18 protein-coding genes, 2 pseudogenes and 1 other annotated feature are annotated in these 23,073 nt (G+C 66.3%); of the genes and pseudogenes, 7 read left to right on the forward strand and 13 right to left on the reverse strand.

Features of this window, described 5'->3' with window-relative positions:
• Nucleotides 1-5: 5 nt before the first annotated feature.
• The 6 genes and pseudogenes from nadC to ACX80M_RS03905 form a co-directional block, all read right to left on the reverse strand.
• Nucleotides 6-878 (reverse strand): carboxylating nicotinate-nucleotide diphosphorylase, encoded by an 873-nt coding sequence (nadC, locus tag ACX80M_RS03880; protein WP_459308923.1) that lies wholly within the window; start codon nt 876-878, stop codon nt 6-8.
• On the reverse strand, nt 871-2,673 hold the full coding sequence (locus ACX80M_RS03885; protein WP_459308925.1) for an L-aspartate oxidase: 1,803 nt from the start codon (nt 2,671-2,673) through the stop codon (nt 871-873). Before ACX80M_RS03885 ends, nadC begins: the two co-directional genes overlap by 8 nt.
• A gap of 53 nt (nt 2,674-2,726) precedes the next feature.
• The gene (gene nadA / locus ACX80M_RS03890; RefSeq protein ID WP_459308927.1) at nt 2,727-4,049 is read right to left on the reverse strand and encodes a quinolinate synthase NadA; all 1,323 of its coding nucleotides are present in this window, start codon (nt 4,047-4,049) and stop codon (nt 2,727-2,729) included.
• Nucleotides 4,046-4,756 (reverse strand): NUDIX hydrolase, encoded by a 711-nt coding sequence (locus ACX80M_RS03895; RefSeq protein WP_252610026.1) that lies wholly within the window; start codon nt 4,754-4,756, stop codon nt 4,046-4,048. Before ACX80M_RS03895 ends, nadA begins: the two co-directional genes overlap by 4 nt.
• A gap of 156 nt (nt 4,757-4,912) precedes the next feature.
• Nucleotides 4,913-5,152: pseudogene (locus ACX80M_RS03900) on the reverse strand (Lrp/AsnC ligand binding domain-containing protein); the annotation flags it as partial.
• A 32-nt stretch (nt 5,153-5,184) separates the two neighbouring features.
• Nucleotides 5,185-6,404, reverse strand: a protein-coding gene (locus ACX80M_RS03905) for an IS3 family transposase (RefSeq protein ID WP_459308929.1) whose coding sequence is annotated in 2 segments (ribosomal slippage) — nt 5,185-6,125 and nt 6,125-6,404 — 1,221 coding nt in all. Because the reading frame shifts where the segments join, the coding sequence is not laid out codon by codon here.
• Nucleotides 6,013-6,126: a sequence feature (AL1L pseudoknot), on the reverse strand. (Overlaps the previous gene by 114 nt.)
• Before the next feature lie 150 nt (nt 6,405-6,554).
• Between ACX80M_RS03905 and ACX80M_RS03910 the strand changes: the two genes are divergently transcribed.
• From ACX80M_RS03910 to ACX80M_RS03930, 5 genes and pseudogenes are all read left to right on the forward strand, one after another.
• Nucleotides 6,555-7,934, forward strand: a complete 1,380-nt coding sequence (locus ACX80M_RS03910) for an amino acid permease (RefSeq protein ID WP_459308931.1) — start codon at nt 6,555-6,557, stop codon at nt 7,932-7,934.
• Between the two features lie 144 nt (nt 7,935-8,078).
• Nucleotides 8,079-8,403 (forward strand): annotated as a pseudogene (locus ACX80M_RS03915) (biotin/lipoyl-containing protein).
• Between the two features lie 4 nt (nt 8,404-8,407).
• Nucleotides 8,408-9,235, forward strand: a complete 828-nt coding sequence (locus ACX80M_RS03920) for an alpha/beta fold hydrolase (protein WP_056349303.1) — start codon at nt 8,408-8,410, stop codon at nt 9,233-9,235.
• Between the two features lie 84 nt (nt 9,236-9,319).
• Nucleotides 9,320-10,201 (forward strand): serine hydrolase, encoded by an 882-nt coding sequence (locus tag ACX80M_RS03925; RefSeq protein WP_459308933.1) that lies wholly within the window; start codon nt 9,320-9,322, stop codon nt 10,199-10,201.
• 91 nt (nt 10,202-10,292) lie between these two features.
• Nucleotides 10,293-10,940: a phosphoribosyltransferase gene (locus tag ACX80M_RS03930; protein ID WP_459308935.1), complete on the forward strand. Its 648-nt coding sequence runs from the start codon at nt 10,293-10,295 to the stop codon at nt 10,938-10,940.
• An 87-nt stretch (nt 10,941-11,027) separates the two neighbouring features.
• Here ACX80M_RS03930 and ACX80M_RS03935 read toward each other — a convergent pair whose 3' ends face one another.
• Entirely contained in the window at nt 11,028-12,362 is a 1,335-nt protein-coding gene (locus ACX80M_RS03935) for an MFS transporter (RefSeq protein ID WP_248760052.1), read from the reverse strand.
• 301 nt (nt 12,363-12,663) lie between these two features.
• On the opposite strand from ACX80M_RS03935, the gene ACX80M_RS03940 reads away from it, so the two are divergent.
• A complete protein-coding gene (locus ACX80M_RS03940; RefSeq protein ID WP_252600058.1) occupies nt 12,664-13,389 on the forward strand; it encodes an IclR family transcriptional regulator in 726 nt (241 codons plus the stop codon).
• Between the two features lie 43 nt (nt 13,390-13,432).
• On the opposite strand, the gene ACX80M_RS03945 is transcribed toward ACX80M_RS03940, so the two are convergent.
• The 4 genes from ACX80M_RS03945 to ACX80M_RS03960 all read right to left on the reverse strand — a co-directional run bounded on the left by ACX80M_RS03945 (nt 13,433) and on the right by ACX80M_RS03960 (nt 20,211).
• A complete protein-coding gene (locus ACX80M_RS03945) occupies nt 13,433-14,752 on the reverse strand; it encodes an MFS transporter (protein ID WP_459308938.1) in 1,320 nt (439 codons plus the stop codon).
• Between the two features lie 127 nt (nt 14,753-14,879).
• Nucleotides 14,880-17,957 carry an AAA family ATPase gene (locus ACX80M_RS03950; protein WP_459308940.1) on the reverse strand — a complete coding sequence of 1,026 codons (3,078 nt, stop codon included), beginning with the start codon at nt 17,955-17,957 and terminating at the stop codon, nt 14,880-14,882.
• On the reverse strand, nt 17,954-19,135 hold the full coding sequence (locus ACX80M_RS03955; protein ID WP_252600061.1) for an exonuclease SbcCD subunit D: 1,182 nt from the start codon (nt 19,133-19,135) through the stop codon (nt 17,954-17,956). The genes ACX80M_RS03950 and ACX80M_RS03955 overlap by 4 nt, the downstream gene beginning before the upstream one ends.
• Before the next feature lie 71 nt (nt 19,136-19,206).
• Complete coding sequence (locus ACX80M_RS03960; RefSeq protein WP_252613458.1) at nt 19,207-20,211, reverse strand: aquaporin; 1,005 nt, start codon at nt 20,209-20,211, stop codon at nt 19,207-19,209.
• Nucleotides 20,212-20,353: 142 nt separating this feature from the next.
• Between ACX80M_RS03960 and ACX80M_RS03965 the strand changes: the two genes are divergently transcribed.
• The gene (locus ACX80M_RS03965) at nt 20,354-21,436 is read left to right on the forward strand and encodes an ADP-ribosylglycohydrolase family protein (protein WP_252609870.1); all 1,083 of its coding nucleotides are present in this window, start codon (nt 20,354-20,356) and stop codon (nt 21,434-21,436) included.
• Here the strand turns inward: ACX80M_RS03965 and ACX80M_RS03970 are convergent.
• The gene (locus tag ACX80M_RS03970; RefSeq protein WP_252609869.1) at nt 21,423-21,941 is read right to left on the reverse strand and encodes a DUF4395 domain-containing protein; all 519 of its coding nucleotides are present in this window, start codon (nt 21,939-21,941) and stop codon (nt 21,423-21,425) included. The two genes, ACX80M_RS03965 and ACX80M_RS03970, sit on opposite strands and share 14 nt — an antisense overlap.
• Before the next feature lie 66 nt (nt 21,942-22,007).
• Nucleotides 22,008-23,000 carry a 3'-5' exonuclease gene (locus tag ACX80M_RS03975; protein WP_459308944.1) on the reverse strand — a complete coding sequence of 331 codons (993 nt, stop codon included), beginning with the start codon at nt 22,998-23,000 and terminating at the stop codon, nt 22,008-22,010.
• Between the last annotated feature and the right edge of the window lie 73 nt (nt 23,001-23,073).

Below are 23,073 nucleotides of genomic sequence, written 5' to 3' on the forward strand. Positions count from 1 at the left end.
CCGAATCAGCCGGCCCTCAGTTCGACGTCAAGGCCCAGGTCCAGGGCAGCCACGCTGTGCGTGAGGCCACCGATGGAGATGACGTCCACGCCCGCGGCCGCGATGTCCGCCACGGTGCCGAGGTTGACGTTGCCACTGGCTTCCACGATGGCGCGCCCTGCCACCTGCTTGACGCCTGCACGGAGCTCCTCGAGGGTGAAGTTGTCCAGCATGATGGTGTGCACGCCCGCGGCGAGAACAGGCTCGATCTGCTCGGCGCTGTCCACCTCCACCTCGAAATGCGTCGTGTGCCCCAGCTGGGCCTTGGCCGCGACCAGCAGGGCGGTGAGCTTGGCGGGGTCGCCGCCGGTCATGACGGCCAGGTGGTTGTCCTTGGCCAGCACGGCGTCGGAGAGGCTGTAGCGGTGGTTCGCTCCCCCGCCGCAGCGCACCGCGTAGCGCTCCAGCACGCGCAGGCCGGGGGTGGTCTTGCGGGTATCGGTGATGCGCGCTTTGGTACCTTCGACAAGCTCTACGAATTCCGCGGTCTTGGTGGCGATGGCGCTCATGCGCTGGACCAGGTTCAGCCCGACCCGTTCGGCCAGCAGTACGGAGCGGGCGCTGCCCCTCACCCGCGCGAGATGGGTTCCGGCGACGAACGCTTCACCGTCTGCAAGCAGTAACTTCACGTCCGTCTCCGGATCAATGTGCTTCATGGCGTCGCGGAACACCGTTCCACCGCTGAAGATGCCGGGCACGCGGGCGTTGAGCACTGCCGTGGCGCGGGCGTCAGCCGGGATCAGCAGCTGGGAGGTGATGTCGCCGCTGGGCGCGTCCTCGGCAAAAGCCCGCTCCAGGATGTCCCGGACGGGTGCTGCGGGGAGGGTCAGGCTAGTCATTAACGAGGCTCGCTTTCCGGCTCATGGTGTAACGCTTATCAAAATGTTCGACGGCGGCCACGCTGTCGCTGCGGTAATGCGCCCCCAAGGATTCCCGCCGCTCCCGCGCGGCATGCACCAGCAACTGCGCAGCCAACAAAAGATTGGCATCCTCATGCTCCCGAGGATCGAAAGAGTCAGGCACGTTGACCGGATTGTCAGCAGAGGCCCACGCCCCAAGCAAGCCAGAAGCCTCCCGCAACAACCCGCCACTACGCAAAACCCCAGCGTCGGCAGTCATCAACCGCCGAAGAGCCACCCGGGAAAACGGCTCGGGCTCCGCAAACGACGTCTCGACAGGCCCAGGCGACGGAACGGTCTCAAACTCCCAGGCTGGCACCTTGAGGGCCGGCTCGTCAGTAGCCGCACCCAACGGGAGCGCCGAATCGTCGTCCGAGGGTGCTCCGGAAGCGTGCGTCAAGGGGAGGCCGCCAGCGGCCGAGACAGCACGCGGAGGAGCAGCGTCGGGCGACACCCAACCCGCGCCGTCGCTCAAGAATGCGGAGACTGCCCGCCGCCCAAAGACAAGTCCTTCAAGGAGAGAGTTGCTGGCAAGCCGATTAGCCCCTTGAACGCCGGTGCAAGCAACCTCACCGGCGGCAAGCAACCCAGGCACCGAGGTCCGCCCGTAGAGGTCGGTAAGGACCCCACCCATCCAGTAGTGCGCGGCTGGGGCCACGGGGACGAGTTCGCGGGTCCAGTCGACGCCGGCTTCGCGGGTGCGTTGGGTGATGGTGGGGAACCGCTTGGCCAGGTAGCCCTCGCCCCTCCGGGCTTCGACCACCATGGCGTCAAGGAAAACGTGCCCGTTTGGATCCCCAAGGGTCGCGAGGTGCAGGGCGATGCTGCGGGCGACGACGTCGCGCGGGGCGAGCTCCGCGTCGACGTGATAGGCGGGCATAAAACGTTCGCCGTTAGCGTCCAGCAGGATGGCGCCTTCGCCGCGGACGGCTTCGGAAATCAGGAGCGGTTCGGTGCCGTTGCCGGCTGCCTCAAGGGCATCGGCTGGCAGCACCATGCAGGTGGGGTGGAACTGGAAGAACTCCAGGTCCGCCACGGCGGCTCCGGCCCGCCAGGCGAGCGCCAGCCCGTCGGCAGTTGCCACGGCAGGGTTGGTGGTCTGGGCGAACAGCTGGCCCGCTCCCCCGGTGGCCAGGAGCACGGCATCGCCGTGGACGCCGAGTTCCCGCCCGTCGTGGAGGAAATTCACACCCGCCACGCGGCCATCGCTCTGCGACAAGGACGTGACCTGGGCGTGCCCGATGACCTGGATCCGGCCAGCGGCCTGAGCATCCAGGACGGTCCTGATAAGTGCTCTGGCCACGCCGGCACCGGTGGCATCGCCGCCGGCGTGCAGGATCCGCGGCGCGGAATGGGCGGCTTCGAGCCCGAGCGAGGGGTCGCCGTCGTCGTCCATGTCGAAACGCACGCCGAAGCGTTCCAAGCCGGCGATATCCAGGCGGGCCTCCGTGCAGAGCACGCGGACAGCCTCCTCGTCGCAGTGCCCGGCCCCGGCCTTCAGAGTGTCTGCGAGGTGCGCGGCCACAGTGTCCCCGGGCGCGGGTTCGTCGAGGACGGCGGAGATGCCGCCTTGGGCGTAGTACGTATTGCTGTCCGCGAGCGCGCCCTTGGTCAGCAGCACCACTTCGGCGCCGGCATCGGCGGCCAGCAACGCGGAGTAGAGTCCCGCAATGCCGCTCCCGACGACGATCAGCCGCCGGGGTGCCGGACCACCGGCTGGGCTCTCTGCGCTCATGTGGGGCTCGTTTCGGTTTCCGGGGTTACAGGAGGTGGACTAGAGCGGACACGCTACACAGGACGCGAGGCGAGCATACGCTCAAGCGCGGTCTTGGCGTTGTCCTGGACGGAGTCGTCCACGCTGATGCGGTTGACGATGCGGCCTTCGACGAACTCCTCCAGGACCCAGGCGAGGTAGCCGGGGTGGATGCGGTACATCGTGGAGCAGGGGCAGATCACCGGGTCCAGGCAGAAGATGGTGTGCTGCGGGTATTCTGCGGCAAGCCGGTTCACCATGTTGACCTCCGTGCCGATCGCGAAAGTGGTCGGTTCGGTGGCCGCTGCAATGGCCTTCTTGATGAAATCGGTGGAGCCGGCTGAATCGGCGGCGTCCACCACCTCCATGGGGCACTCGGGGTGCACAATCACGTTGACGCCGGGGAACTCGGAGCGGGCCTTTTCGATCTGACCGACGTTGAAGCGCTTGTGGACCGAGCAGAAGCCGTGCCAGAGGATCACGCGGGAATCGAGCAGGGCCTGTTCGTCGTTGCCGCCCAGTTCCTTGCGCGGATTCCACATGGGCATCTGCTCCAGCGGCACACCCATGGCTTTGGCGGTGTTGCGACCCAGGTGCTGGTCAGGGAAGAAGAGGACCCGCTGGCCGCGTTCGAAGGCCCATTCCAGGACCACCTTGGCATTGGATGAGGTGCAGACGATGCCGCCGTTCCGGCCGCAGAAGGCCTTCAGGGCGGCGGAGGAATTCATGTAGGTGACCGGAATGACCGGAACCCGCCCCTCGGCGTCGGCCTCGGTACCGAAAATCTCTTCGAGCTGTTCCCAGCACTCCTCCACGGAGTCGGTGGCCGCCATGTCCGCCATGGAGCAGCCGGCGGCGAGGTTGGGCAGGATGACGGCCTGTTCCGGCGTGGAGAGGATGTCCGCGGTCTCGGCCATGAAGTGCACGCCGCAGAAAATGATGGCTTCGGCGTCGGGCCGGGTCAGGGCGGCGTTGGCCAGCTGGAAGGAGTCGCCCACAAAGTCGGCGTACTGGATGACTTCGTCGCGCTGGTAGAAGTGGCCGAGGATCACTGCCCGGTCCCCGAGCTTGTTCTTGGCCGCGCGGATACGGACATCGAGCTCAGCATCGCTGGCGAGCTTGTATTCCTCCGGAAGCTGGCCCTGGCGCGGCGTGGCGGCCGGGGCAACGTCCGCGCTGGAGGCGCCGGGTCCGTAGGCAGGGGCACCCGCGAGGGCTTCGGCAAGGTCGTATTCCCACGGGCCCTTGGCGAGCGCCGGGCTGCAGGTGGATGCTGTTTTGCCTGCTGCCGCGCTTCGGGCCGCGCTTTCGGCTTGTTCGCGCGTGATCAGCTGGATGGCTGTGTTGACGCTGCTCATGGTGTGCTCCTGTTATCGGGGTCAAGGCCAGGACGGCCGGTGAAGCGGTAAAGACGTGGCGGGCGGTGCTTGCCGCCCTGGAGGTATTCGCCGGTTTCTTCGATCTCCGGCGTGGATTTGAGCTGGCGGCGGAAGTTGGCCGGGTCCAGCCGGGTGTCCAGGACGGCTTCATAGACCTCCCGGACCTGGGCGAGCGTGAAGTACTCCCCCAGGAAGTGGTAGGCCACGGAACCGTAGGCCAGCTTGTTCCGCAGGCGCCGGAGCGCGTACTCAACAATGGCGTTGTGGTCGAAGGCCAGGTCCCCCACCTTGTCTGCCCGGAACCACTTCACGTTCTCCGATTCGTCGGCCAGGGCGGCCTCGGTGGGCTGGACCAGCGCCCAGTAGACGATCGACACCACACGCTGGGTGGGTGAGCGGTGCAGGCCGCCGAACGCGTAGAGCTGCTCCAGGTAGCTCGGTGTGAGTCCGGTGGTTTCCTGCAGGTTCCGGGACGCGGCATCCTGCAGGGATTCAACGTGCGTCAGCGGTCCGCCGGGAAGGGCCCAAAGGTCCTTGTACGGCTCGCGAATCCTGCGGACCAGGGGAAGCCAAAGGGTAGGCCGGCCCGAGGATTCGCTGGGCCGCAGGGCGAAAATGACGGTGGAGATCGCGAGCGAGGGGGCAGCGGTGGCCCGCTCGGAGACGTTCGCTGAGCTGCTGTACACGGTCACTCACCCGCTCCCTGCTTCTGGGCTTCATTGCCATCACTTAGTTAAAGTCAAGTTGACTAGAACTGATTCTACGGCCACATTCCTCTGATTCAAAATGTTTCGCCGCCACGCGTAACCGGGCAACGGCCCCTTGGGCTGGTCCCCGGAGCCCTACTCCGGCTGCCTGGCGGCCGCGGCTTCGAGCAACTTCAGCGTCCTGCCCTGGAAATGGGTGTTAAGGACAATCACGGCCGACGCGCGGAGCACGGTCCTGGTGGCGATCATCGCATCCAGAACACGCTGCAGGTCCGGATTGGACCGCGCGGCGATCCTCGCCATAAGGTCCGAACTGCCCGAAACGGTGTGGACCTCGATCAGTTCCGGGATCGCGGCCAGCGCCTCGGCTACCGCACTGTCAAGCCCCGGGTTTGGTGGAGGGATTGTTAGACCCGTTCCATCGTTTTGATGGCGGGCAGATTTGAGTAGAAGATGGTTTCTGCTTCTACCGGCGGTATATAGCCGATCTCGCCGTGGAGACGCCGGTGGTTGTACCAGTCGATGTATTCGGCGACGGCGATTTCAAGGTCGTTGATGCCGGTCCATGGTCCTTTGTTCCTGATGAGCTCTGCCTTGAAGAGGGAATTGAGCGCCTCTGCCATGGCCTTGTCGTAGCTATCACCCTTGGCTCCCACGGAGGCGACCGCTTCGGCGTCAGCAAGGCGTTCGGTATATCGGATGGCACGATACTGCACCCCTCTGTCGCTGTGGTGTACGAGCTGGGAGATGTCCTTCCCATCGCGCCGGCGGGTCCAAAGGCCCATCTCCAGAGCGTCCAGCGCCAGGGCTGTGTGCATGGTCGTGGAGAGCTGCCAGCCGACCACCCGGCGGGAGAAAACATCCAATACAAAGGCCGCGTAAACCCAGCCGGAGAACGTTCGAATGTAGGTAATGTCTGCGACCCAGAGGCAGTTCGGAGCAGGTGCGCTGAATTGTCGCCGCACGAGATCCGCCGGCCGCTCCGAAAGTGGCCCTGACACCGTTGTGCGAGGTCCTTTGGCCCGGCGCACGCCATGCAGGCCGGTCCGGCGCATCAGTCGCTCGATGGTGCACCGGGCCACCCGGTGTCCCTCACGGTTCAGAGCCGCATAAACTTTCCTGGCCCCATAAACACTGTAGTTCTCCCGGTGCACCCGGGTGATTTTCTCCGCCGTCACGGCGTCGGATATTGACCGTTTGGACTCCGGTCGTGCCTTGGCGGCGTAGTAGGTCGATGGGGCGATCGGCAGCTCTCTGCAGATCGGCTCGACCCCGTATTCGTCCTTGTGATTGTCGATGTAGGCGATCATCGTCGGGAGGGGCGGTCGAGCTCCGCCGCGAAGAAAGCTGATGCTGATTTCAAGATCGCATTCGCCCGCCGCAACTCAACAACCTCACGTTCAAGCTCTGCCATGCGCGTCGAATCATCGGTTGTAGTGCCAGGACGCACGCCCTGATCGATCTCCACGATGCGCACCCAGCCACGGATAGTGTCAGCAGGGATGCCCAGCTGCGAGCCAATCCTGGTGCATGCTCCCCGCCGGCCACTGGGGTCCTTCTGCGCGTCCATCACAAGCCGGACCGCCCTCTGGCAAAGCTCCTCAGGATACTTTTTTGGTGCTGGCATGGTGCTCATCCTTTCAAGGACTCAACACCCTCCATTAAACCCGGGGCGATTCACACCGTGGCCCAGGTCCTGGTTGATGGTCAACTTAGGCGGTAAATTCAAGTGGTCCCTGCGGGGGCACCAACCCCAACCCCAAGAAGGTTCACAGGCATGACATCGAAGTCCACGGCAGTGCGGCCGGAATCCCACCTCGGCCACACCATGAAACCCCGGCAGCTCACCATGATGGGGCTGGGCAGCGCCATCGGCGCCGGCCTGTTCCTGGGTTCAGGGGCCGGCATCCAGGCCGCGGGGCCTGCCGTGCTGATCTCGTACCTGGTCGCCGGGACGCTCATCATCCTGGTGATGTGGGCGCTGGGCGAGATGGCCGCTGCGAATCCCACTAGCGGCGCGTTCTCCGTCTACGCCGAGCGGGCCCTGGGAAAAACCGCCGGCGCCACAGTGGGCTGGCTGTGGTGGCTCCAGCTGGTGGTGGTCATCGCCGCGGAAGCCCTGGGCGCGGCGGGCCTGCTGTTTTCCGTCTGGCCGGTTATCCCCGTGTGGGCCCTTGCCCTGATCTTTATGGTTGTGTTTACGGCCATCAACCTGACGGGCGTCAAGAACTTCGGCGAGTTTGAATTCTGGTTCGCCATCCTGAAGGTTGCCGCTATTGTGGCGTTCCTGGCCGTGGGGGTCGCCCTGCTGCTGGGCTTCCTGCCCGAGGTAGCTTCGCCCGGACTCGCTAACATCACCACTGATTTTGCCCCCGCCGGGCTTGGCGGAATCGCCACGGCATTGTTCGTGGTGATCTTTGCCTTCGGCGGAACCGAGATCGTGGCCGTGGCCGCCGCGGAAACGGAGGACCCGGAGCACAGTGTGGGCAAGGCGATCCGCACGGTGCTGTGGCGCATCCTGGTCTTCTACATCGGGTCGGTCTTTGTCATCGCGGCCGTCCTGCCGGTCTCCTCCGAAGGACTCGCCTCGCCCTTTGCCGGCGTGCTCGACGCGGCCCGGATCCCGGGCGCCGGCACGGCGATCACCCTGGTTGCCGTCGTCGCACTTCTCTCTGCACTGAACGCCAACCTCTACGGCGCGTCCCGCATGGTGTACTCGCTCGCCGAACGCGGCGAGGCTCCCCGGTTCCTGGCCAGGCTCAGCGGCGCCAGCGTGCCCGTGGTGGCGGTGGGCGTGTCCGTGGCGTTCGGCTTCTTCGCCACCATCCTGGAGCTGCTGTTCCCGGACCGGATCCTGCCGGCCCTGTTCCAGCTGGTCGGATCCACGTGCCTGGTGGTCTGGGGCACGGCCCTCGTCTCGCAGCTGATCCTCCGGCGCCGCACGGACCGGGACGGTGCCGAACTTCCGCTGCGAATGAAGGGATTCCCGGGCCTGACTATCTTCGGACTCGTCCTCCTTGGCCTGATCTTCGCCGTCGGCTTCAGCGCGGAAAGCAGCCGCGGACAGCTGCTGAGCACCTTCGTTCTGGTTGCCTGCCTCGCGGCAGCCTGCTGGCTCAGCGCCCGGCTCACCACCCGCGATCGCCTACCCAAGTAGCAGCAGATGTCGTTATGAGCCGGCAAAGTCAACTGGTGGAAGCAAGTTGGGTGAGGGGCAGAAAGACCGACGGCGGCCCGCACTGTACAAATTGCGAAGCCGCCGGCCGAGCGGGATCCAACGAGTATTGGAGTACCGCCGTGGCTGAATTCCTTCCCGCTCCCGGACCTCGGCGAGGGCCTGATCGAGGCGACCGTGCTTGAGTGGCTGGTTTCGCCCGGCGATCAGGTAGAGCGTAACCAGCCGCTGGTGGAGATGGAAACCAGCAAATCCGCTGTTGAACTGCCCAGTCCGCAGGCAGGTAAAGTGGTCCGTATCTTCGGTGGGGCAGGCGACAGGATCAATGTCGGCGAACCCCTGATCGTGTTCGAGGTGCCGGATAACACCGCCGGAATCGTGGGCACGGTCCCAAAGGACGAGGCACCGACGCGCCCGGGTCCGCCTGAGCGCCGTACTTGATGAGGACTGACACCATGAGCGGCAGGCACACCGGCGAGATGCATTCCCACACCGTTGAGGGCACGGACCCCCAACTTTTTGTGGAGGTGCACGACCCCCAGAACGACGCCGGACTGCGCCCTGTGCTGCTGCTGCACGGCTTCTCCTCTTCCAGCAAACTCAACTGGCATGACACCGGCTGGGTGGCGGCCCTGCTGGAGGCCGGCCGCCGCGTCATCACCGTGGACCTGCCAGGACACGGCCGCAGCGGAGCCCCCGAGGACATGGACTCCTACTCCCCCAGCCGGATTCGCGCAGATCTGCTGCAGATAGCGTTCGACGCCGGCGTGCGGCCATTGCACGACGGTGACCCCACCAGCGGGGTGGACGTTGTGGGCTATTCCTTGGGCGCCCGGCTCGCCTGGGAATTCGGCGCCACCCAGCCCGAGATCGTCCACCGCCTGGTCCTGGGCGGACCGAACATCGCCGATCCGCTGGCAGCCTTTGACCTCATCGCAGCGCAGAACTACCTCGCCGACGGGACCCCCATCGCGGACGAGTCCACGGCCGGCCTGCTCAAGATGGCCATGCTCCTGCCGAGCAACAACATTTTCGCGCTGCTGTCCCTGGTGGATGCCATCAAGGCCGAGCCCTTCGATCCCGCCGAAGCCGTACCCCACATGCCGATGCTCCTTGTGGCCGGCGACCAGGATGAACGTGCGGCCACCATGCCGCAGCTTGCCGCACTCGGAATCCGGGCAGGGTCCATGGCTGAACAGCTGACGTTGCCTGGCCGCAACCACACCAACGCCATCACCAGCCGGGCTTTCAAACAAGGCGCCATCGCTTTCCTGGGGGTCTGACCAGTGGGGGTCTGATCAGTGCGCGGCTGATCCCTGACAGGGATTTCATAGCTCCCGCATAGGTTCCGCTGCTTGGATCGTCAGATGCACGATTCTTCCCAGCCGCGCGCCCGCCGCACGGTCGCCGCCCTACGCCGCCGTTCCGCCCTGGTGGCTGCCGCCGGTTTCCTCGGCGTCGTCCTGATCGCTGCCGTCTACATGCTGGCCCCTGCCCGGCCCGGGCAGGGTGCGGCATCGCGCGCATCAATTGGCATCGACACCTTTGCAAGCTCCGCCCCGATTGACGCGGGCCTGGACGCAGCCATCGATGCCATCATCGGCGCCAAGAGCCAGTACCAGGTGGGTGCTGCGCTGATGGCTACCGACGGCGGGGACGTGCACCAGTACGGCGTGGAGGAACCGTTCGAGGCAGCGAGCACGGCCAAGATCCTGACCGCTGCGGCCTATTACCACCTCGTGGAGGAGGGTTCAGCGTCCCTCGATGATCCGCTGGGCGCGTTCACCTCGGAGTTCCAGATCCAGGCGATGGTCCAGGACAGCAACAACGAATCGTGGAGCCTGCTGATGGACGCCGTGGGCCTTTCCGAACTTTCGGAGTATGCCGCCTCCATCGACGTCACGTATGACCCCGAGGTGAATACGCTTTCGACCGCCGAGATGGCCCATATCCTGGCGGAACTGTTCGAGGGCCGGCTCCTGGACCAGGAGCATACGGAGCAGCTCCTGTCCTACATGCAGGACACCAACTACGAAAACCTCATTCCGGCCGCAGTTCCGGACGGCGTCACCGTCTTCCACAAATACGGGCTGCTCGATAACGAACTCCACGACGCCGCCGTCCTCTTGATGTCCTCCGGCAGCTACGTGCTGGTGGTTTTCACGAAGGGTGCCGACCTGAGCGACATCCCGGAACGGACTGTCGTGATCAAGGAAATCACCAAGGCTGTTACCGCCGCCCTCTCGTAACTGAGCAGCGGTGGGAGGAAGTATCCCCGGTTCCCGGCGCGGCAGCAGAAGGTAGGCTGGAAGCGTGGCGGAGACGGCCGGAGAGGGAACAATGAGCACGCGTTTTGAAGACCGCACCGATGCCGGTGAACGGCTGGCGGCGGTGCTCACGCAGTTCCGGGAACGCCCCGACACCATCGTCCTGGGGCTGGCCCGCGGCGGCATCCCTGTGGCCGCCGCGGCTGCCAAGGCCCTGTACCTGCCACTCGGCGCCGTTCTGGTCCGGAAACTCGGCATCCCCGGCCACGACGAAACAGCGTTCGGTGCGCTGGCCTGGTCGGGAGGCCGGATAGTGCGCCTGCTCAACCGTCCCTTGATCACCCGCATTCTGGACCACGGCGTCCGCCAGGAGTGGCTGGACGAAGTGGAGAAACGCGAGAGGGCCGAGCTGCTCCGCCGGGCCGCGACTTACCCGGGGATCAGCAACGACCTCACCGGTCAAACGGTTCTACTGCTCGACGACGGCCTGGCCACCGGAGCCACCATGCGCGCTGCCGCCGAGGCAGCCCGTTCCGGTGGTGCGGCACGCGTCGTCGCCGCAGCGCCGGTGGGTTCGGTGGAAGCCTACACGGCCGTGTCGCGGGTGTGCGACGCCGTGCTGTGCCTGCATCTGCCGGGCAAGTTCCGCGCCGTTGGCAGCTTCTACCGGCACTTCGAACAATTGGCTGATGAGGACGCCATCAGCAGGCTGAACCAGTAGGCCCGACGGCAACACCGGGCCCGGAAAGCCAATCGGCGGGTCCAGGCCAGCTGGCCCGAACCCGCCGTTCTGCGATGCGCACAACTTTTAGTGGTGGCTGCTGACGCCCAGCGGGTTGCCCTTCGTCTCCTTGGCAAGCACAACCCCGACAGCCGAAATCACGCACAGGATCATGATGTAGATGCCGATGGATCCGGTCCATTTGGTGCTCTGCAGCAGAGTCTCGGCAATGGTTGCGGCGAAAGCACCACCCAGGATCGCACCGAACGCGTACCCGATGGAGATGCCCGAGTAGCGGACATTGGCCGGGAACATCTCGGCGTACATCGCCGACATGGGGCCGTAGGACAGACCGAGTCCGATGGTCAGGACGAAGAGCGCCACGCCGTAAAGCCAGATGTTCCTGGTGTCGATCAGGGCAAACATCGGGATCATCCAGACGAAGATGATCGCATACCCGATCAGGAACGTCTTGACCCGGCCGATCCGGTCTGAGAGCCAGCCGCCGGCGAGCGTGAAGATCAGCCAGCCGAAGGAGGCGAGGGTGGTGGCGAGCAGGATTTCCGGGACCGGCATCTTCAGCGTCCTGGTGGCGTAGGAGATGAAGAAAGCGATCAACAGGTAGCCAGCGGCATTGTTGGCGATGAAGATCATGGTCGAGTAGAGGACTGGCCTCTTGTGGCTACGAATGAGCTCGCTGAGCGGCGCCCTGCTTTCGGCCTTTCGGGCCGCCATCTCCTGGAAAACGGGGCTCTCGGCCACGGCCCGCCGGATCAGGTATCCCACCACAATCAGCACGATGGACAGCAGGAACGGAACCCGCCAGCCCCACGAAGCAAAGTCTTCCTTGGACATGTTCGAGTTGAGTATGAAGAGCAGGCCGGTGGCCAGGATCATGCCGACCGGGACGCCGATCTGCGGGTACGCGCCGAACACGCCGCGCCGGCTCTTGGGGGCGTGCTCCACTGCCATCAGGGCAGCGCCGCCCCATTCACCGCCGGCGGAGAAGCCCTGGGCAATGCGGAGGATGATCAGCAGGATGGGGGCCCAGACGCCGATCTGCGCGTACGTCGGCAGCATGCCGATCAGAGAGGTGGCTGCGCCCATCATCAGGAGGGTGAAGACCAGCATGGCCTTGCGTCCGAGCCGGTCACCAAGGTGGCCGGCAACCACTGCACCCAGCGGGCGGAACAGGAAGCTGATGCCGATCAGCGCGAAGGACAGGATCTGGGCCAGGCCCGGATTGGATTCGTTCAGCGGAGCCAGGAACAGCGGGGACAGCAGGGTACCCGTCAGTTGGGCGAAGATGAAGAAGTCGTACCACTCGATGGTGGTGCCGACCAGCGTTGCTGCGAGGACCTTGCGTTCCTCGTGCTTGCTGCTCGGGCCCGCCTCGGAATCGACGCGTGAAGTTTCGGTCATTGGAACTCCGTGGCTTGGGGCAGCCTGGTTGGGGATAACGGCTGCCGACGGTGGATTTGGGCCGTCCGATTTACTGATCGAACGGTCAGTTAGTATGACGTTACGCGAAGATGTGATGAAACGCACTCTTTTTCTTGATTCTCCGCACGGATCAGTTCCACAGTTGATGCGAGTCAGTTCCATAGTTGAACTTCCTTTTCGGAATCAGCACAGGGCTTTTCGAAATCCGCACGCAGTCCAAGCGAGGGAAGCACCGTCACGGCACCCGGCAGCGCCCGTGCAGCCGCCTAGGATGGGACCCATGACGTCCACCGCAGTCCCCGCCGGAGCAGCTCAGGCTTCGCCGTCCCAGACCCTGTCGCGCGGAATCCGTGCGCTGGAAATCCTGGCGGCCGCGGAGACTCCCTTGACCATTGCGGAACTTGCCGACGCCATGGGGGTTCACCGTTCCGTGGCCTACCGGATCCTGCGGACCCTGGAGGACCACTCCTTGCTGGTGCGCGATGACGCGGGCAGAGTCCAGCCGGGGCCCGGGCTGGCTGTCCTGGCGCGTGGGGTTGCCCGCAACCTGCAGACGGCGGCACTGCCGGAACTGACGCAACTCGCGAACTCCCTGACCATGAGTGCCTTTGTGGCCGTCTGGGACCGCGATGACTGTGTCACGCTGGTCACCGTGGACCCGCGGCATACCGGCGCCGCCATCGTCCAGCACCCCGGCTCCCGGCATCCCATCAGCGCCGGTGCCCCTGGAATTGCGATCCAGTCCGCCTATTCAGAAGCTGAGTGGCATGCGGCAGCCCCGGGAATCCCCTACCGGCCCGAGGCGGGAACCGCGCGGCAGCTGGGCTATGCCGCCAGCCACGATGAAGTCATCGCCGGAGTCTCCTCCGTGGCAGTTCCGGTCATGGTCCCTGCCGGACGGCCAGCCGCGCTGGCCGTCGTCTATATCCGGGCAGCCCAGAATCCGGACGAAATCGCCGCTGCGCTGATGGCGGGTGCCGCGCGCATTGAGGCCCAGCTGGGCTGACCATTGCACACGCCGCCTGGCCGTGACCAGCGCCCGGCGTCGATCAGTGGCGTTTGCGGAGAATGACGGCGGCCGCGCCACCAAGCACCAGCAGGCCGCCGGCGGCAATCACAGGCACAATGAAGGCTGCGTGGTAGCCGTGGGCCTGCGCCAGCTGGCCACCAACGGCGGCCCCCAGTGCGGTGCCCGCCACGATCCCGCTTGCCAGAGCTGTCATCACGGTCCCGAGCCTTTCCACCGGCGCCACCAGGCCTCCAATCGCGAAGACCGTGACCATCACGGGGCCCACGGGCAATCCCAGGACCAGAAGCACCGCAATCATGCCGCCCAACGATCCGGGCACCAGAAGCAGCAGCGCGAGCACCGTCATGAGTGCCGCGCTAATCAGCCACCGGGCGGCGGGAGTGAAGCGCTGGGGCCAGTACGCCACGGACAGGGCTGCGGCGGCCGAACTCAGTCCCATGACCGCATACAGCAGTCCGGCGATCTCCGAGGTGGCGAAACTGGCGGAGAAGGAGCTCAAAGCCGTCTGGGCGGACCCGAAGAAAGTGCCCATGGCCACCATCGCCAGGACGGGCAGTGCGACGACGGTGGGAATCCTCGCAGCCTTGCGCGAAGCTGCCGAGCCCCGGTTCAGGGGAACCGCCTTGTGGGTGGAGTGCACGGCAAAGGCGGGCACCAGCGTGATGGTCATGGCTGCGGCCAGGGCCAACGGCAGCCAAGGGGCCACCAGGCTGGCCAGGATACCCACCAGAGCCGGTCCCAGCACGAACGTCAGCTCATCAGCCGTGCCTTCGTACGACAGGGCCGTGTCCAGATCCCTGCCGCCCTTCGCTTCCTTGCCCCGCGAGGTGAGCGCCATCCAGCGCACCCTGGCCAGCGGCCCTACCTGCGGGCAGCTGGCACCGGCAAGGAATGCGGCGGCGATCACGGCACCGGGAAAGAATCCGGCTTCGGGCGCAGCCAAGGCCGTGCCGATCAGCGCCAGCACCGCCAACGTGTTAAGCACGGCCGCCACCAGGAGGACGGGCCGCTGCCCCCTGCGGTCTGCGAGCGCTCCAAAGACCGGGGCGCCCAGGGCTGAGCCGATCCCCACAGCACCGGCAACTGTGCCACCCAGCGCGTACGAGCCGGTCACGGACGTGACGAGGGTCAGGGCACCGACAGTCAGCATGGCCAGGGGAAGCCGGGCGAACAGGCCCAGCGGGATAAAGCTGCGGCCTGCGAGGTGCGGGAGCCTGGCGAACCGCCCGGTGGGCGGAGCCAGCGCAACGGAGGCTGGTGCAGCGGAGGATGGTGCAGCGGAGGCAGGCGCAGTGTCAGGAGCGAGAGGCGCTTCCACGGAAGCAGGCAAGAAGGACATTGTTGAAGAGTTCAAGGTTCCGGGCTCGTTCAGTAATGCGCATCGTCCCTCCTCCCGATGCGCGCGACCCGGTAACTATCCAATTATAGAGGCCGGCTGGGGCCAGTCCACCCCGGCATGGCCGCCGTCACACCAGCGCTTCGGCGGCGTCGGAAATGCGGAGGGTGGAACCGTTCCGGCCCTTGAGGACCTGGAGCTGGGTTCCGATACGCTGTTTCATTTCCCCCACATGACTGACGAGACCCACAACGCGCCCGCCGTCGCGAAGGCCTTCGAGGGCATCCATCACCTGTTCCAGGGATTGTTCGTCCAGGCTGCCGAAACCCTCGTCCACAAAGAGCGTCTCGATCTGGATGCCGCCGGACTCCTGCTGCACAACGTCTGCCAACCCCAGGGCGAGTGAGAGGGACGCCATAAAGGACTCGCCGCCGGAAAGGGTGGAAGTATCCCGGCGGTGCCCGGTCCACTGGTCCACGACTTCAAGGCCCAACCCGGATTTCGCGCCCCGCGCGGCCTTGGCGTCTGAATGCTGTAGCAGGTAGCGGCCATCGCTCATGGCCACCAGGCGTTCGGAAGCAGCCAACGCCACCTGTTCAAGCCGTGCCGCGAGGACGTAGCTGTTCAGGCTCATGCGGTACGTGTTGTCTCCCCGGCCTGCGGCGGTATCAGCCAGGGCTGTAAGCAGCTGGGCGCGCTCCCGCGGAACCCGCCCGGAACCGGCAAGCCGTTCGTAGTCATTGCGGACAGCGGCCAGCGATTCCACACAGCGCACGGCCATACCGGCGGCGAGATCGGCGGCGCGCGCCTCCTCCCCGGCCTGCTCCGCGACGGTTTGCAGCTCCGCAATGAGGGCTTCATCCACCGCTGGATGGGCTGCGGCTTCCGTCCGTGCCAGCAGCAGATCCTCGGATGCGAACAACTCGGCAATCCGCGCCTGTTCGTCGTGCCCGGCCCGGACCTCAGCCAGCAGGGCATCGGCGTCGGTGGCCGACAGCAGCTGCGCCCGGGCTTCAAGGTCAGAACTGAAACCAGCCTCCGGCAACGCCAGGTCAAGCTGGATCCGCGCTTCCTCGGCCCTGGCCCTGGCCCTGCTGAGCAAGGCCTGGGCCTCCACGGCCTTCTCCAGTGTGGCGGCAGCTTCCTGCACCGACCGCAGCCGGCGTGTGAGGCTGCGGTGGCCGCCACGCAGGCCGGAGAGCGCCTCGTCAAGCGACGCCAGCTGGTCCACGAGTCCCGACAATTCAACGGTGACCTGCGCGAGTTCGGATGTTGCTCTTTGCCTGGCGGAATCCGCTGCGGTAAATCTGGCTTCGGCTGCCTCAAGCTGCTGCCGGAGGTCAGCGAGGTTTTTCACCGCCAGCTGCGACTCGTCGGCGGCGGTGCAGGCAGACTCGAAGGCCGCAAACGCATCCTCTTCGGGCGTGTCCCCTCCTTGGCCTTCAAGGACAGCCACCAACTGGTTCGCGTCGCCCAACTCACGGGCACGCGCTGCCAGCTTTGTCTCTGCGGCCTCATGGTCCTGCTGGGCAGCTTCCTCGGCCTGGCTGAGGCCCACCGCTGACGCCGCAGCCTCCGCGGGAGCCGGGTGGTCCGCACTGCCGCAAACCGGGCACGCCTCTCCCTCGGCCAGCTGCGCAGCGAGTTCGGCGGCGGCGTTGGCGAGTCTTTCCTCGCGCAGGTCCAGCCAGCGGAGTTTCTTCTCGAGCTGGATCTCCCGGGACGCCGAGTGGCGCTCCGTGGCGAGCCCCTGCGCCGCCCGTGCAGCCGCGTAGCGCCGGACGACGTCAAGAAGTTCCTCAGCCGCAGCGGCTTCCTTGGCGTGCAGGATGGCGGCTGAGGCCAGTTCCGTCAGGGGCTCGAGGCCCGCCGTCAGGGTTTCCTGCTCCGTGCGGAGGGCCTGCAGCGAAACGCCCAGGTCAATGTCCTTTTGGGTGAGTTCCTGCTGCTTCGTGCTGAGTGCGGCACGCCTGGCAACGAGTGAATGGAGGCGTTCTTCGTCCGGCAATCTTGCTTCCACAACGGCCAACAAGGACCGGAGCAGGCTGAGCTCACCAGCGATATCAAGGGCCCCTGCGGCGGAGACCCCGCCATCGGAGTGGTCCGCATCCCAGGCGCCAAGGTCCAGCTGGTCCAGTTCGGGGTCTTCATCCGCCGCCATGCGCAGCAGTGTGATGGCGGATTCCATGGCTCCCGCCGCGTGCCGGACCTGGGTCTGGCTGGACTGGACTGCATGCAGCTGGCCCGAGAGCACCTCGGCGCGGCGGTGCTGTTCGAGGCGGGCGGCATGGACCTCCAGTGACGGCAGGGTTGCCTCTGCGGCTGCCTTCCTGGCCTCGGCGGCTGCCAGTTTGCGGTGCCGTTCCCGCCGCGCGGACTCGCTCTCCAGCCGGCCGGAGGTGTGCCTACTGACAGCTGCTGCAGCCTCCGCCGCAGCAGCCAGTTCCCCTGCGCGGTGGGCCACTGATTCCTGCAGCCATTCGATCCGGGCAGAAGATTCCTCCTGGGCAGGAGCTGCGGAATCGTCAATGGCCAGCGCGGCGGCCTCGGCTTCCGCCCGCGCCGCCAGCAGCTCAAGCTCCGCGTTCAGCCGGGCAACATCGTTCCGCGCGGCCTGCGCCTGCGCCGCCAATTCCTGTTCCAGGGCCTCGAACCGCTGGGTGCCGAAGAGCTTCTGCAGCAGTTCCAGGCGATCGGCTGCCTTGGACCGCAGGAAGGCGGCAAAATCGCCCTGCGGCAGCATCACCACGCGGGTGAACTGTTCCCGGTCCATTCCCAGCAGGGCGGTGATTTCAGCGCCGGCTTCGTCATTGCGTCCGGATCTCTCCGTCCACGTCCCGCTGACGCGTTCCCGGAGGAGCGTTTTGGCCTGCTGTGTGGTGAAGCCGTTCTTCCCCCGGGCACTGGGTTTATCCCAGGCCGGCGACCTGGTGACTTCGAAGTGGCGGCCCTGAGCGGAAAACTCGCAGGTTACCGCCGGTTCGAGCGACGGCTCGGCATGATCGCTGCGCAGGCGCTTACCCTCCTGGCGCGCCCCCGGCACGGATCCGTACAGCGCAAAGCAGACAGCGTCCAGCACGCTGGTCTTGCCTGCTCCGGTAGGGCCGTTGAGGAGGAAGAGCCCGTGGGCGCTCAACCTGTCGAAGTCGATTTCCTCGGTGCCCGCAAAGGGCCCGAAGGCGGAGATGGCAAGGCGGTGGATCCTCATAGCGATCCCTCCGTCAGGCGTACGTTATCCAGCGCCGCGGCGATAGCCGACCGCTCGGCGTCGTCCGCGTCCCGCCCCCGCACATGATCGAGGAATCCGCAGCAGAGCGAGAGATCATCCTGGGCTTCGGCGAGGCGGCTGCTGTAGCTCTTGGACGCCTTGACGGTGCCGCCCTGCGGATCAAAGCCGAGGACCAGCGTGTCCGGAAAACGGGCCCGCAGCCGCTCCATGGCCTGCGCGGGCCGCTGCTCATCCGTCAGGGTGATCTGGCAGAACGCCCCTTCGGCCCAGGAATGTTCCGCGGACTCCAGGAGTTCCGAGATATCGCCGCGGAGCACAGCCAGCTTCCGCGGGGCTTCCCACGACAGTTCCGATACGCCGGTCACACCGTCCGGGCCGACGTCGATCAGCCAGCTGCCCTTGGTGTGCTTGGCTTCGGAGAACGAGTAGGCCACGGGCGAACCCGAGTACCTGACCTGCGGCGACAGGGTCTGGCGGCCGTGCAGGTGCCCCAGCGCGGTGTAGCTGAATCCGTCGAAGAGGTCCAGGGGCACGGCTCCGACTCCCCCGATGCTGAGGTCCCGTTCGCTGTCTGAGCTGATCCCTCCGCTGGCGAACGTGTGGGCGAGGACCACCGAATGGACGGTTCCCGCTGCGCTGCGCTCCGCGAGGTCTGCCCGGATGCGGTCAGTGGCGGCGCGGGTGACTTCGAAGTGGCTGGCGGTTTCTGCACCGAGTTGTTCGGCGACGAGGCGCGGTTCCAGCCAGGGGATTCCATAGATGGCCAGGACAGCGCCCGGAGTCCCGCCGTCACCCGTCTCCAGGGGCAGGACGACTGGCTGGTCCAGGTCCGACAGCCGGGTCCGCAAGTGGACGCCGCCACGTTCCAGCAGCCGGGAGGCGAAGCCCAGCCGGATGGCGGAGTCGTGGTTGCCGGATGTCAGCACCACAGTGGCGCCGGCCGCCGTGAGCCGCACCAGGGCATCGTCCAACAGCCCCACGACGTCGACACCGGGCAGGGCGCGGTCGTAGACATCGCCGGCGATCAGGACAACGTCAACGGCGTTTCCGGTGACGGCGCTGACGAGCTGATCAACAAATGACCGCTGGGCGTCCAGCATCCCGACGCCATGGAAGGACCTGCCCAAGTGCCAGTCCGAAGTGTGCAATAACCGCATATTCTTACGCTAGCGGCTGCCACCGACAGTTTAGGAAACCGCCGCAACAGGCCGTTGCCCAGTCAGGCCAGCTAGCCGCGCTTTCCGTCGAAGAATTCCTGGGCCTCGTCGCGGTTGTCCGGCTCGTCCGCGGCGGAATGAACCGGTGCGGCCTTGGCCGGGGCAGCTGCCTTGGCCGGCACCTCGGCGGCCTCTTCGACGACGTCGGCATCCTCGTCGTCGTCAAAATCCTCAACGTCGTCGGCAGCACCGCCGACGGCGGCACTGTCGTCATATACTGGTCCGTCAGCGTCTGAAGCAGTAACGGCAGCAACCGGCTCGGCGAACCCCCGGAAGACCAGCCCGGCGATGGCTGCGCCCGCCAAGGGAGCAACCCAGAAAAGCCACAGCTGCTCAAGGGACCAGCTGGAGCTGAAGACGGCCGAGGCCGTAGCGCGGGCGGGGTTGAACGGCGCATTGCCCACGGACAGGCCCAGCTGCAGCAGGACAGCGCAGGCGAGGCCCACGGCTACGGCGGCTGCCGTCTTGTTGACGTTGTTGCGTGCGGTGGTGCCCAGGAAGACTGCAACCAGGATGGCGGCCCCGAGCACTTCCAGCAGGAGCACGCCGGCGAGGGGCGCCTGGATGATGGAATGTTCGCCGAATCCGGCGGTCACGGTGTCGAACGCCGTCCGGCTGTCCTGGATGCCCGGCAGTGTGCGCAGGATGCCGAAGAGTGCGAGGGCGCCCAGGAGCCCGCCCACCAGCTGCGCGCCGATGTAAGCAGCGGCGTCACCGAGCCGGATCCGGCCGGCAACGGCGTGGCCAACGGTCACCGCCGGGTTGAAGTGTCCGCCGGAAACGTAGCCGAAGGCCAGCATCGCCGCGGTCACTGCCAGGCCTGCTGCGAGCGCGGCGGGCAGCGGGCTGGACTGCGGGATGGAGAACAGCGGCACGCCCAGGCCTGCCACCACGATGAAAAGGCTGCCAAAGGCTTCGGCAGACAGCCTGGACACAAGCCCGTACCGGATTTCGGCACCGCTGCCGGCAGTCAGCCCGGGGGCGGGGTCACGGTGGACGGGCACAGGCGTGGTCATGGTGGGGCAATCCTTTTCGTTGGGGTTTGGTGCCTTTGCATTCTGCCAAGGGATTCTGGGCGTTGGCTGAGTCCGAGCTTAGTGGACGGACGGCGTGGCGCCCCGGCGCGTTCCACCTCCGCCCCACGGTAAATTTACTGTCATGAGCATTGAACCGGGCGCCGTTGCCGCGCCCCCGCTGAAGTCCCGCATCCACGGCTGCCTCCTGGGCGGGGCCTTGGGCGACTCGCTGGGCTACGCGGTGGAGTTCGACTCCGTGGAAGCGATCCGCAGCCGCTTCGGCCCGGACGGCCTGACAGACTTCTCCGCGCTCGACGGCGGCAGTCACTTTTCGGACGACACGCAGCTGACGCTGTACACCGTGGACGGGCTGGTGGAGGTGCTCGAATGGGCCAATGACGGCGTGGGTGCCGACGCGAACGCCTGCCTGTGGCTGGCCTATCTCCGCTGGCTGGCCACCCAGGGCGAGTCCTTACCGCCGCAGGCCCCGTCGCAGCCGCCTCGGTGGATCGACGGTCATGAGGTCCTGAGGCACCGCCGCGCTCCGGGAAACGCGTGTATCAGCGGGTTGGCCACCGGGGAGATGGGCACGGTTTACCGGCCGGTGAACCCGGACTCGAAGGGCCGCGGAACGGTGATGAGGTCGGCACCGTTCGGCCTGATTCCCTTCATAGCGTCCGACGCCGTCTATAAGTTGAGTGCCGACGCCGCCTCCCTGACGCACGGCCATCCGTCCGCACGGCAAAGTGCCGGCAGCTTCAGCCTGCTGATCCACCGCCTGGTGGCCGGTGACACCCTGGCGGACGCGGCGGCGGCGGTCCTGGCCGAAGTCCGTGGCCTGAAGGATGTGGCGGCGGAACTTCCCGAGCGGCTTGAAGCGGCCATCCGCTGTGCGGGAACAGGCGACCTGTCGCCGGAGGAACTGGTTCGGCAGCTCGGCGAGGGCTGGGTCGCGGAGGAGGCGTTCGCCGTCGGGCTTTACACTGTCCTGGCCACAGCGCCGGATGCGGACTCCACACTGTCGCCGCAAGACCATTTCCGGGCGGCCATGGCGCTGGCCGTCAACCACAGCGGCGCCAGCGATTCCACGGGATCCATCGGCGGAAACATCCTGGGCGCCTACTACGGCGAAGAGTGCCTGCCCCCGGAATGGCTCGACGCACTCGAAGGGCCGGACGTCATCCGCGGCATGGCCGACCTTCTGGTGGGCGTTACGACCGCCTGAGCGCGACGTTGTTGCAGGCCTCGCAGATGCCCTCCGGGATCAGGCCCCGGCGCTGCAGCACTCCGAAGATGACGCAGCCCAGGCAGAATCCGGCGAAGGCCTCCAGGGAGGCAGCCGCGATGAGTATTGCCAGCGCAATCCACGCTGCCGGGGCGGCACCGGCAAGGAACAGGATCAGCGCCGTGGTGGAGACTACGGTCCCCATGCCCTGGGCAAAACGCTTGGGCGGTCCGGGAACCAGGCGAACGCGGCCCAGACGGGGTGCCAGGACCTTGACGGAGAGCAGGGCCAGCGGCGAAATCCGTGGGCCGAAGAGCACCCGCAGCCAGAAGCCCGCGGCGATCAGCACGAGTCCCCAAACGGACCCGCTCAGCAGTGTGGCGCCCGCGAGGAGCACCACCAGGCCGGCGGTGATCCGGGCCGCGTATTCATTGACGGGGTTGGGAAAGGCGAACACGGCGGACCAGTTGATTCCGGTTGTTTGGCCGTCCGTTAGTTTGCTCATCCTGCAAGGCTAGGAGCCGGGCACGCCGCAGGGAAGATTTGTTGCGCCGGATGAACGCAGTGCGGCTCAGCCGCCCACCATCTGCAGGAACTCGCCTTCGGAGAGTACTTCGATGGGCTGGCCGCGGTCGTGGAGCTCCAGGACGCGCCGGGCCTTGCCGGTCAGCCTGCCGGACCGCAGGTCCGCGGCCACAAAGCCGTCACCCACCACCAGCACCGTGGTGCGGGCGGTTACCCGGCTTTCCGGCCGGGCACCCAGCTCGGCCGAACGCACCTTCGCTTCCGGCCGGGCCATGGAGAGCTCGCCGGTGAAGACAACGGTCTGGCCGTACAGCGGGTGGGACGGTTCGGCGTCGGCATTGGGGACGGGGTTGTCGCCCTCCTCCGGCCACCCGGACAGGAACGGGCGCACCAGCGCGGCGCTGTTTCCGCCAGCGGCGCCGGCAAGGGCGGTAAGGCTGGCTTTGGACAGGACATCGTGCGCCGGGTCAAACGCCTCCTGGTGCGGCAGGACCAGGCCCAGCGACAGGTAGAGCTCGGCAATGCTGTTGGCGTTGTTCCGGGCAGCGATGTCGATCAGGATGCCGGCGCAGGCACGGGCGTCTTCTGCGGCATCGTGATGGTTGACCAGCGGCACACCGGCTTCCTCTGCGGCGAACGGCAAGGAATTGGAGACGAGGGAGTAGCACCGCCGGGCCAGCATCACCGTGCAGACGTAGTCGTAGGCAGGGCCGGGCAGGCCGGAGACCTCAAGCCCTGACCGGATCACTCCAAGGTCAAAGGCCGCGTTATGCGCCGCCAGGATGTCGTCCCCGATGAAGGCACCAATCTCCGGGAACAGCTCACCGAAGCGGGGACGGCCGGCCACGTCCGTGGCCTTGATGCCGTGGACCCTGACGTTGTGGTACTCGAAGTGGTCGTGGTTGACCGGCGGCCGCATCAGCCACGACGCCTCATCCACCACGCGCCCGCCCCGCACCTTCGTCAGGCCAACCGCGCACGGTGAACCCCGGAAGCCATTGGCTGTCTCGAAGTCGATCGCCGTAAAGTCCAAACCCACGGCCCATACTTTACCGCCGTGCAGGGCCGTTCCCGTGTCACCGGGGCGGCCCTGTCGCGGATATCACGCGGAC

The organism is Pseudarthrobacter sp. MDT1-22, assembly GCF_054511035.1.

Bases quoted from the DNA above. Each gene is read 5' to 3' on its own strand.
- ACX80M_RS03970 (WP_252609869.1), bottom strand. From the start codon at position 21,941: ATGAGCAAACTAACGGACGGCCAAACAACCGGAATCAACTGGTCCGCC.
- ACX80M_RS03930 (WP_459308935.1), top strand. From the start codon at position 10,293: ATGAGCACGCGTTTTGAAGACCGCACCGATGCCGGTGAACGGCTGGCG.
- ACX80M_RS03940 (WP_252600058.1), top strand. From the start codon at position 12,664: ATGACGTCCACCGCAGTCCCCGCCGGAGCAGCTCAGGCTTCGCCGTCC.
- ACX80M_RS03885 (WP_459308925.1), bottom strand. From the start codon at position 2,673: ATGAGCGCAGAGAGCCCAGCCGGTGGTCCGGCACCCCGGCGGCTGATC.
- ACX80M_RS03955 (WP_252600061.1), bottom strand. From the start codon at position 19,135: ATGCGGTTATTGCACACTTCGGACTGGCACTTGGGCAGGTCCTTCCAT.
- ACX80M_RS03960 (WP_252613458.1), bottom strand. From the start codon at position 20,211: ATGACCACGCCTGTGCCCGTCCACCGTGACCCCGCCCCCGGGCTGACT.
- ACX80M_RS03920 (WP_056349303.1), top strand. From the start codon at position 8,408: ATGAGCGGCAGGCACACCGGCGAGATGCATTCCCACACCGTTGAGGGC.
- ACX80M_RS03935 (WP_248760052.1), bottom strand. From the start codon at position 12,362: ATGACCGAAACTTCACGCGTCGATTCCGAGGCGGGCCCGAGCAGCAAG.
- nadA (WP_459308927.1), bottom strand. From the start codon at position 4,049: ATGAGCAGCGTCAACACAGCCATCCAGCTGATCACGCGCGAACAAGCC.
- ACX80M_RS03965 (WP_252609870.1), top strand. From the start codon at position 20,354: ATGAGCATTGAACCGGGCGCCGTTGCCGCGCCCCCGCTGAAGTCCCGC.
- ACX80M_RS03945 (WP_459308938.1), bottom strand. From the start codon at position 14,752: ATGTCCTTCTTGCCTGCTTCCGTGGAAGCGCCTCTCGCTCCTGACACT.
- ACX80M_RS03925 (WP_459308933.1), top strand. From the start codon at position 9,320: ATGCACGATTCTTCCCAGCCGCGCGCCCGCCGCACGGTCGCCGCCCTA.
- ACX80M_RS03910 (WP_459308931.1), top strand. From the start codon at position 6,555: ATGACATCGAAGTCCACGGCAGTGCGGCCGGAATCCCACCTCGGCCAC.
- nadC (WP_459308923.1), bottom strand. From the start codon at position 878: ATGACTAGCCTGACCCTCCCCGCAGCACCCGTCCGGGACATCCTGGAG.
- ACX80M_RS03950 (WP_459308940.1), bottom strand. From the start codon at position 17,957: ATGAGGATCCACCGCCTTGCCATCTCCGCCTTCGGGCCCTTTGCGGGC.